Below are 9,581 nucleotides of genomic sequence, written 5' to 3'. Positions count from 1 at the left end.
CATATTTACCAGGATTCGCACAACTATAATCCAACTCAACGAAAAGGAAAAACCGGAAATGGGTAATTTTAAAAAACAATCAACTCAGGCTCAAATAGGGTGGTTAGAATGACGATTTCAAAGAATTATGGGACGGCACTGTTTTGAATTGATTTTTCTTGCATCTCGAAGTTCCATACTGGTAATATAGTACGTTTGAATAGATTCTACAAGTATTTTTGTTTCTTATCTATAAGCTGGAATTTTAAGTGGTTCGATTGAATATATTTTTAAGATCCGATATATACAACCCTTGCGCGTTGCTACTGCTTGCTGCAATCTAAAAGAAGAAGTTCGGGACGCCCCAGGGAAATAATCGTGCATGGCCTAAACACTGTATGTGAGGTACTGGCTGGTCAGGTCGCGCACGTGGAGGGAGGAGAACTCCTCTTTCGGCAGGAAACGGGCGGGAATCGCAATCTGCCGGACTTCGCGGGTGTCAATCTGGGCGATCAAGGTCTGCACGGCGGTCCGGACGGTGAGTTCCGCCTGATCCATCAAGGTGCCCAGTAATTGTCCGGAAGCCGCCTGCGCCCAGGTCCATTCGTTGTAGACGCCAACCAGATCGGGATGGTAATCCGCATCTGGCAGAACACTGTCCAGAAACGCCCGCATGGAATACTTGCCGTTGATCAGCAGCGCGTCGTGCCGTTTTGCGGCAAGTTCGGCATATTCATTGATTCGCTCCTGCCAGCAGAGTTCCGCTTCGACGCCACAGGCGGAACAGGCCTCTTCGAAATGCTTCGCATCGATCTGATTGCTGTGATAGTTGCGCCGGAAGTGCGCGAAGGCGATCCGGGAATGCCCCCTCCCGGCGAGCATCTCCACCGCGGCGCGGATCGACGCCGCGTGATCCGGCGCCACCGAGGAAAATCCCGCGTTGTTCGAGTGGGCGAAGGTGAGAAAGGGGAACTTCTGCCGCCGGAGCAGTTCCAGCAGTTCCTCCGGAATCCCGCCGCAATCATCGCCGAAGAGGATGCCGTCCACCCGCGAGGAACGAAAACGCCCGATGCTCTCCGCTGCGAGTTCCGGATGGAACCGGGAGAGCCGGATGAGGATCGAATATCCCTGTTTCGCCGCTTCATCCATCGCGATTTCAGAGGCTGCCGCGTAGAACATGTCGGTCAGGCTCGGCAGCAGCAGTCCCAGAGTCCTGGTCCGGCCGCGGGTCAGCGAGACGGCGATCTCCGAGGGGCAGTACCCCAGTTCCTTCGCCGCCTGCCGAATCCGTTCCGCCCGTTCGCGCGCGTCCCGCCGTTTGCCGAGGGTCGTGCCGGAGAGTGCCCGCGCGGCCATCCGCACCGGTACGCCCGCTCTCTCGGCAACATCCTTGATCGTTACCATCGTTTCTGCTGTTTCCGGATTGTTTTCCGCTATAGTATACCGCTTCCCGGAGAACTTTGCAACCTTGCCGCCGGTTTTCGATGAAAATCCGGAGTTTTTTTCTCTTTCCCCTCTTGATTATTTTCGGAAAACGGATATACTATATTTGATACCGATGACAATTAATAGCATGTCCAAACGAAAGGTGAATGAGATGCGAAAACAGGAACTCCAATCGTACATCGACCGCTACCGTGACGAACTGGTCAACAACGTCATTCCGTTCTGGCAGACCCATTCGCCGGACCGGGTGCACGGGGGATTCTACAACTATCTCGGGCGAGACGGCAAGGTGCTGCACACCGACAAGAACGTACGCCAGCTTGGACGGCAGGTGCTGCTGTACGCCCGCGCCTATACCGAAATCGAGAAACGCCCGGAATGGCTGGCGCTGGCGTTGAACGGCATCGAATTCATCGAAAAGTACTGTTTTGACGACCGCGACGGCCGGACCTATTATGAAGTGACCGATGACGGCCGTCCGGTACGCAAACGGCGTTATGTGGTGACCGAACATTATACGGTGATGGCGTACATCCAGCTCTTTCTCGCCACCGGAGAGGAGCAGTGGAAGCAGAAGGCGGAGAAGCTCTACAAGACCATCATGATGTACTATTACAACCCGGAGCTTTTGCCGTCGAAGTTCTATCCGGCGCGCAAGGTCAAGGCGCACAACATTCCGATGATCATCAGCTGCACCAGCATCCTGATGCGGAAACTCGGCGGCGACACCTCGCTCTACGACCGCACCATCGAAACCTGTTTCAAAGAGGTGTACGACACCTTCATGAATTACGAGAAGAAGGCGCTGCTGGAGATCGTCAACGCCGACGGCTCCTTCCTGGAGACTCCGGAGGGGCGGACGATCAATCCGGGGCACAGCATCGAGACCAGCTGGTTCACGCTGGAGGAGGCGAAGTTCCAGCACGATCCGGAGCTGATGAAGCAGGGGCTCCAGGCGCTGGACTGGGCGTTGGAGTGGGGCTGGGATAAAGAGTACGGCGGGATCATCTACTTCCGCAACGTCGACGAGGCCGAGGGGCACGAACCGGATCAGTACGAGCATGAACTCAAACTCTGGTGGCCGCAGAACGAGGCGATCTACGCGACGCTGCTGGCCTATTCGCTGACCGGAGAAGAGAGGTATCTGGAGTGGTTCAAAAGAATCGAAACTTACTTCTACTCGCACTTCCCGGATCACGAGTACGGCGAGATCTTCAAATATCTCCGCCGTGACGGCACGCTCTCCTCGACGATGAAGGGGACGCGCTGGGCGGGGATGTTCCACCATCCGCGCATGCTCTTCAATCTCATCAACCTCATGGAAGAGATGAAAAAGAAGGCGGAGTAGAATCATGAGATACCAGCAACGGATGGCGCGCCTCGTCGAGCGCAAGATCCAGCAGACCAGGGAAAAACTTGCCGTACTTGGCGCACGGGATGAGGATGATTACGGCCTCGTCCTGCCGCCGGAAGGATTTGTCCCCGAGCTGCCGGTCCGGGATGAAAACGGTTCGTTTGCCGGGGCATATGCGTGGGGGAAGAACTTCCGGTACCTGATGGAGAACCATCCGGTTTATATCGACCCGGATGACGCACTTGCCGGACGCTGGATGTTCATGCTTTCGCGGATGCGGCTCGGATACAAACTTTACCGTTCGAATTTCGCGTTCGACTACTCCGATCTGGTACCGTTGCAGGAGAAGTACGACATCACCAGCGGTATCGGCAAAGACGCCCATTTCGCACCGGATTACGAAATCGGACTCTCATTCGGCTGGGGCGGATTGCTCGACAAAGCGCGTACCGCGTTGGAGAAGTTCGGTCACGATCCGGTTGCGAAGGAGCTCTTTGAGGCGGAGATTGATGCGATCGAGGGGATTCAGTGCTGGGTCCGCCATCTGGCGCTTGCCGCCCGCGACCGGGCGTTGACGGAGTACGATCGGGAGCGGAAGCAAAATCTCATCGAGATGGCGCAGGTCTGTTTCCGGCTGATCTCCGCACCGCCGGAGACGCTGCGCGAGGCGTGCCAGTGGCTCGCCTTGTTCAACATGGCGAGCCGCACCTACAACCGTGACGGCGCGGGCGGTCAGCTCGACGAACTGCTCCGGCCCTATTATGAACGCGATCTCGCCGCCGGGCGGATCGATGACGAGGATGCGGAGTTCTACCTTTTCTGTCTGCTGCTGAATGATCCCCACTACTACCAGCTCGGTGGACCCGGGGAAGACGGACGCGATATGGCTTCTCCGTTGTCGTTCCTGATTCTGGAGGCGGCTGCGAAACTGAAGAGTTCCTGTAATCTGACCATCCGGGTACACGACGGCATGGACCGGCGGCTGTTCCGACGCGGAGTGGAGATCCTACTGGAGAACAAACTTGGCTATCCGCGCTTCTCCGGCGACAAGGCGCTGGTGGCGGGCTTTATGAAGAACGGCTACAGTGCCGCGCTCGCCCGCAAACGGATTGCCACCGGCTGCAACTGGATGAGTCTGCCCGGGTTGGAATACACGCTCAACGATGTGGTGAAGATCAACATCGCCAAAGTGTTCGAAGTGGCGTTTCAGGAGACGGCGGAAGAGGCGGCTCCTTCGTTGAAGAAGCTGGAGGCGTGCTACATCCGCCATTTTCATCTCGCCGTTGAAACGGTGATGAAAGGGATCGACTTCCATCTGGCGCACCAGTACCGGAACGAACCGGAACTGCTGCTGAATCTGCTCTCGCACGGGCCGCTGGAGAAGGGGCTTGACGTCTCTCACGGCGGCGCGGAGTTTTACAACATGGCTCTCGACGGCGCCGGGTTGGCGGTGGTTGCGGACTCGTTCGCCGCGATCGAACAATTCGTCGAGCAGGAGAAGAGTGTCTCCTGGAGCGAATTGGCGGAACAGCTGCGGGCCGATTTTCAGCTGCCGGGCGGAGAGATGCTCCGGAAAAAACTGCTTTCCGGCGACCGGTTCGGACGGGGAGGGGGGCGCGGCGATTTCTGGGCGGTGCGGCTCACGGAGATCCTCGATCAGGAGGTGGCCGGGAAGCGCACTCCGGCGGGGTACCGGATGATACCCGGCTGGTTCTCCTGGGCGGACACCGTCCGATTCGGCAAGAGTGTCGGCGCAACGCCGAACGGCCGCCGGGCGCATACGCCGATTTCACACGGGGCCAATCCGAATCCCGGATTCCGCAAGGACCACGCGCTGACCGCGATGGCGCGGGCGATCGCTTCGGTGCAGCCGGGGTACGGCAATACCGCACCGTGGCAGCTGGAGCTGGATATCGGTTATGCGAAGACCGACCGGGCGGTTGAGAATCTGATGGCGCTGATGGAGGCGCATTTCGAGCTCGGCGGAACGTTGATCAACATCAATATCGTCGATGCGGAGAAGATTCTGGCGGCGCATGCGAATCCGGAACTTTATCCGGACCTGATCGTACGGGTCACCGGATTCAGCGCCTACTTCACCTCGCTTTCGAGGGAGTTCCGGCAGCTGGTGGTGGACCGGCTGATCCGTGAGGCGGTATGACGAGGCGCGCATGAGAGGCGTGGTGTTCGACGTCAAACGCGGTTCGGTCAAGGATGGTCCGGGAATCCGTACCTCGGTGTTCTTCAAAGGGTGTCCGCTGCGGTGCATCTGGTGTCACAATCCGGAGTCGTGGCTTCCGGAGCCGGAGCCGGACGGGGATGGTGTGATCGGGCGGGAAACCTCCGTCGAAGCGCTGATGGAGGAGATTCTGGTTGACCGCATCTTCTACCGCGCCTCCGGCGGCGGAATTACGCTGACCGGTGGCGAACCGATGATGCAGTTCCCCTTCCTCCGGGAACTGCTGGCGGCGGCGAAGGCGGAGAAGATCTCGACCGCGCTCGACACCTGCGGCTTCGCCCCGTGGGAGGAGTACCGGGAAATTCTGGGGCTGATCGATCTTTTCCTCTACGACTTCAAAGCGGCCGATTCGATACGCCACCGGGAGCTGACCGGGGTGGAGAACGAACTGATTCTGGAAAATCTCTGCCGGCTGAATGAGGCGGGAGCTGTGATTTTTCTCCGTTGTCCGCTGGTGCCCGGCGTCAACGATTCGCCGGAACATCTGGCCGCGATCGCCGGCTGGGCGGAGCGTCTCTCTGGCGTGGAGGAGGTCACGCTGGAACCCTATCATCCGCTCGGCATGGAGAAAGCGGAACGACTGGGACGGTGCGGTACGTTGAAATGCAGAAATTTCCCACCGCCGGAAAGTGTGAATGCGTGGCGCAAAACCGTCGCATCGAGGACACGGAAACGGGTCGTTGTTTCTTGAAAAAGCAACTATTTATTCGCACGATAATTAGCAAGTAGCCTGAGATGGAACGTTTTAAAAGAAAGGGGGATTATACCGAGAGTTTTTTTGAGATGATTTATCTAACTCGTTTAACAGGACAGGTGTGACGTGCCAACCATTAACGATGGAGGATTGGACGATGCGGGAAAAATTCAAACTCGGATTTCTGCCGACGCGGCGGGTGTTCTTTTCGAAGGAGGAGTCGAACCGGGAGAAGGCGTTGATTGCGGAGAAGATCCGCCGGCTCGCACCGGAGATTGAAATCGTCGGTCTGGAGAACTTGAACGAGGAGGCGCTGCTGATTACCGAGCGCGAAGCGCTGGAGGCGGCGCGGCGCTTCCGGACGGCGGAGGTTGATGCGGTGTTCGCGCCGCACTGCAACTTCGGCAGCGAAGGTGCTGTGGCGCTGGCGGCCCGCGAGATCGGTCGTCCACTTCTCCTGTGGGGGCCGCGCGACGCTGCTCCGGAGGCGGACGGCAGCCGGCTGCGCGACACGCAGTGCGGACTTTTCGCCACCGGGAAGGTGTTGCGGCGGTTCGGCGTTCCGTTCACCTATATCGTCAACTCCTCGCTGGACGACCCGGTATTTGAACGTGGATTTCTCAACTTTCTGGCTGCGGCGAATGTGGTGAAACAGTTCCGGGGGGCGCGGATCGGGCAGATCGGCACCCGCCCGCGTGATTTCTATTCGGTGATCGTCAACGAGAGCGAGCTGCTGGAACGGTTTGGAATTCAGACGATTCCGCTGGACCTTTCCGCGCTGGTCCGTTCGGCGAAGAAGCTGCTGGCCGATCCGCGCGGTGCCTGGAGGGCGGAGGCGGAGCGTTTCCGTGGAATCGCCGATTTCTCCGCCTGCGCCGACGGTACGGTCGAGCAGCTTGCCGCATTGAAGCTCGCGATCGACGCGTGGCGCAACGAGGAGGAATTGGCCGCTGCGGCCATCCAATGCTGGGACTCGCTGCAGGAGGAGATGGGCATCTGCAGCTGTTTCGTCAATGCAGTGCTGGCGGGAGAAGGGTTTCCGCTGGCCTGCGAGGCGGACATTCACGGTGCGATCAGCTCTCTCCTGCTGCAGAGTGCGACGCTGACGCCGCAGCCGACCTTTCTCGCCGACCTGACGATCCGCCATCCGGAAAACGACAACGCCGAACTTCTCTGGCACTGTGGACCGTTCCCCCCGGAGCTGGCTGCCGGAGAGCGGCGGGTGGATCGTCATTTCGTGCTGCCGAGTCACGCCCCCGGCGTCTGTTCGTGGAAGCTGCGCGGCGGTGATGTGAGCCTGATCCGCTTCGACGGCATCGGCGGGGAGTATTCGCTCTTCTGCGGCGAGGGGCGGATGATCGACGGACCGTTCAACCAGGGAACCTACGGCTATGTCGAAGTGGAGGACTGGCCGCTCTGGGAGGAGAAGCTGGTCCGAGGTCCCTACATCCATCACATCGCCGGAGCGTACGGGAGCTGTGCGACGGTGTTCGCCGAAGCCTGCCGCTATCTCAGTGTGGCGTTCGATCCGGCCACGCCGGATCTTGCGACGATCGAATCCCGGATGCGGAGGTGAGCCATGCCGCTGGTCACGGAACGCCGCGCCGCGCGGAAGGTGCTCGATTCGGTCGTGGAACACGGCGCGTCGATGCCGATCTTCTGTACTGCCAGCCACTGGAATACCGAGGCGATTCTGCTCGCGGCGGAGAAGTTCTGCCGCAAATATGAGATCGAATCGATTCCGCTTTCGGTGGCGATGACCTTCAACTATCCGTACATGCCGCAGGCGCAGCGGGTGACCCGCGCCGGGGATGCGAAACTCGGATTTCTCAGCATCATGGAGCATCTGGCGCTGCTCTGCGGAGCGAAGGATGCTCCCTACGGCCGGGTGCAGGTGCTGCCGCACCTCGATCATGCCGATCCGTCGCGGGATCTCTGGGCGCTGACCGAGGGGACGAAATATCTCGCTTCTGCGATGTTCGACGCGCAGGTTTATCCGCGAGACGAAAACATCGCGATGACGCGCAACTACGTAAAGCGCTACGGCAGGGAGCTGCTGGTCGAAGGGATCATGGAGGAGCTTACCGTTTCCGCCATGCACGAGGGGCGCGGCGATACGGCGGAGGATGCGTATCCGGCACTGGCGGCGGAGTATGTCCGGGAGACCGGCATCGATTTTCTGGTCGCCGATCTCGGAACGGAACAGCAGTCCGCCACCAGCGGCAACGTCCGCTATCTGCGCGGGCGGGCGCGGGCGTTGACCGCGGCGCTGGGGCGGCCGATGCTGGTGCTGCACGGGACCTCGTCGCTGAACCGCTCCCAGATGGAAAATCTGGCCGGAGATGGCGTGGTGCGGGTCAACATGTGGACGAAGATCGCCCGCGAGGCGGGCAAGTTCGCCGCGTTCCGGCTCTTCGAACACGCCGAAAACATCTGCGGCAACGAGTTTGAGGCGATCGAATCGAAGCAGTATCTCTACGACTCCATCGACAAGGCGTCGGAGATGATGCTCGAAGTGCTTGAGACGCTCAATTACGCCAACTTCGCCCGGAGCCGGTCATGAGTCTGCTGGGAATCGACATCGGCACGAGCTGCTGCAAGGCCTCGCTGTTCCGCACCGACGGTGTGATGATCCGCTGCGCCCGCCGCCGGTACGAACTGCGCCGTGACGCGGCGGGCGGCGTGGTGCTGCCGTCGGAGGAGGTCTGGCGGAAGATTCGCGAAGTGATCGCGGAAGCGGCCGCGGCGGCGGGGGAGGATCCGGTCCGGGCGCTCTGCACCGCGTCGATGGGGGAGGCGGTCGTGCCGTTCGACGGTGCGGGACGCATTCTCGGGGATTCGGTGACCGGACTGGATGCGCGGGGCGACCGCTTTCTGGAGCATCTGATGAGGCGGATTTCGCCGGATGTGCTCTATCGGATCACCGGTCTGCTGCCCGCGCCGGGTTTCACCCTGACTAATTTGCTGTGGCTGCGCGAGGCGCAGCCGGAACTCTGGCGTAATACCGCCTTCTTTCTGCCGTGGGCGGATCTGGTCGGTTTTCAACTGTGCGGGCGGGCGGGATTCAACCGGTCGCTGGCCGGACGGACGCTGTGGTATGATTCCGGAACCGGCGAGTGGAGTTCCGTCATCGCCGCCGCCTCCGGGATCGAATCCGGAAAACTGCCGCCGCCTGTCCGTTCGGGCGTGCCGCTCGGGCGGGTCCGGCCGGAGCTCGCGCGTGAGCTGAATCTCTCTCCGGAAACGGTGGTTGTGGCCGGCACTCACGACCAGTGCGCGGCCACGCTCGGCGCCGGTGCGTACCGTGAGAACGGCGCGATGCTCGGGCTGGGCACCTTCGCCTGCCTGGTGCTGGTTCACGCTGAGCCGGGAGCGGGTTCGCCGTACCGGGCGTTGAAACTCAACATCGAGGAGGGACCGGAGGAGGGACGGTTTGTCAGTTTTCTCTACCACGCCTCTGGGGGAGCGCTGATTCACTGGATGCGGCGCGAGTTCTACCGGGATCTGCCGGAGGAGGGGGTGTACGATGCGATGTTCGGCGAGATTGATCCGGAGGAGGAGGATACCGCCTGCGTCCTGCCCTTCTTTGCCGGAACCGGACCGCTGGACTATTTCGCGGGGGGGCACGGAACCTTCTGTGATCTGGAGTTCAGCCAGACGCGCGCATCGCTGCTCAAGGGGGCGCTTGAGGGGATCACGCTCTACTTCCGCGACGCGCTGGAGGAGCTGGCGCGGCATGGACGCCGGGTGGAGGAGGTCCGGGTGACAGGCGGCGGCGGGGAATCTGCGCTCTGGCTGCAGCTGACGGCCGACCTTCGGGGGGTGCCGGTGCGGAGTGCGGCGGCGGAGGAGTGCGGCACACTCGGCTG

General features: G+C 60.5%; 7 protein-coding genes. 6 read left to right on the top strand and 1 reads right to left on the bottom strand.

Translation table 11 applies throughout. From position 1 onward, the window contains the following. Positions 1 to 366: 366 nt before the first annotated feature. Positions 367 to 1,383: a LacI family DNA-binding transcriptional regulator gene (locus ACMLHG_RS07395; protein WP_417170083.1), complete on the bottom strand. Its 1,017-nt coding sequence runs from the start codon at positions 1,381 to 1,383 to the stop codon at positions 367 to 369. Between the two features lie 193 nt (positions 1,384 to 1,576). On the opposite strand from ACMLHG_RS07395, the gene ACMLHG_RS07390 reads away from it, so the two are divergent. The 6 genes from ACMLHG_RS07390 to ACMLHG_RS07365 form a co-directional block, all read left to right on the top strand. Then, a complete protein-coding gene (locus ACMLHG_RS07390; protein ID WP_417170082.1) occupies positions 1,577 to 2,773 on the top strand; it encodes an AGE family epimerase/isomerase in 1,197 nt (398 codons plus the stop codon). A 4-nt stretch (positions 2,774 to 2,777) separates the two neighbouring features. Continuing rightward, positions 2,778 to 4,940: a pyruvate formate lyase family protein gene (locus ACMLHG_RS07385; protein ID WP_417170081.1), complete on the top strand. Its 2,163-nt coding sequence runs from the start codon at positions 2,778 to 2,780 to the stop codon at positions 4,938 to 4,940. Positions 4,941 to 4,950: 10 nt separating this feature from the next. Then, positions 4,951 to 5,709, top strand: coding sequence for a glycyl-radical enzyme activating protein (locus tag ACMLHG_RS07380; RefSeq protein WP_417170080.1), 759 nt, complete (start codon positions 4,951 to 4,953; stop codon positions 5,707 to 5,709). Between the two features lie 160 nt (positions 5,710 to 5,869). Further along, a complete protein-coding gene (locus ACMLHG_RS07375; protein WP_417170079.1) occupies positions 5,870 to 7,288 on the top strand; it encodes an L-fucose/L-arabinose isomerase family protein in 1,419 nt (472 codons plus the stop codon). Positions 7,289 to 7,291: 3 nt separating this feature from the next. Continuing rightward, positions 7,292 to 8,275, top strand: a complete 984-nt coding sequence (locus ACMLHG_RS07370; RefSeq protein ID WP_295812667.1) for a class II fructose-bisphosphate aldolase — start codon at positions 7,292 to 7,294, stop codon at positions 8,273 to 8,275. Further along, on the top strand, positions 8,272 to 9,581 hold a 1,310-nt coding region (locus tag ACMLHG_RS07365; protein ID WP_417170078.1), incomplete at its 3' end, for an FGGY-family carbohydrate kinase. The genes ACMLHG_RS07370 and ACMLHG_RS07365, both read left to right, overlap by 4 nt.

It is taken from the genome of Victivallis sp., from assembly GCF_048170485.1.
Classification (GTDB): Bacteria; Verrucomicrobiota; Lentisphaeria; order Victivallales; family Victivallaceae; genus Victivallis.
This window is presented reverse-complemented; position numbering and strand designations above follow the sequence as displayed.

Coding starts and splice junctions, on each gene's coding strand:
- ACMLHG_RS07390 (WP_417170082.1), top strand. CDS start 1,577: ATGCGAAAACAGGAACTCCAATCGTACATCGACCGCTACCGTGACGAA.
- ACMLHG_RS07375 (WP_417170079.1), top strand. CDS start 5,870: ATGCGGGAAAAATTCAAACTCGGATTTCTGCCGACGCGGCGGGTGTTC.
- ACMLHG_RS07370 (WP_295812667.1), top strand. CDS start 7,292: ATGCCGCTGGTCACGGAACGCCGCGCCGCGCGGAAGGTGCTCGATTCG.
- ACMLHG_RS07380 (WP_417170080.1), top strand. CDS start 4,951: ATGAGAGGCGTGGTGTTCGACGTCAAACGCGGTTCGGTCAAGGATGGT.
- ACMLHG_RS07385 (WP_417170081.1), top strand. CDS start 2,778: ATGAGATACCAGCAACGGATGGCGCGCCTCGTCGAGCGCAAGATCCAG.
- ACMLHG_RS07395 (WP_417170083.1), bottom strand. CDS start 1,383: ATGGTAACGATCAAGGATGTTGCCGAGAGAGCGGGCGTACCGGTGCGG.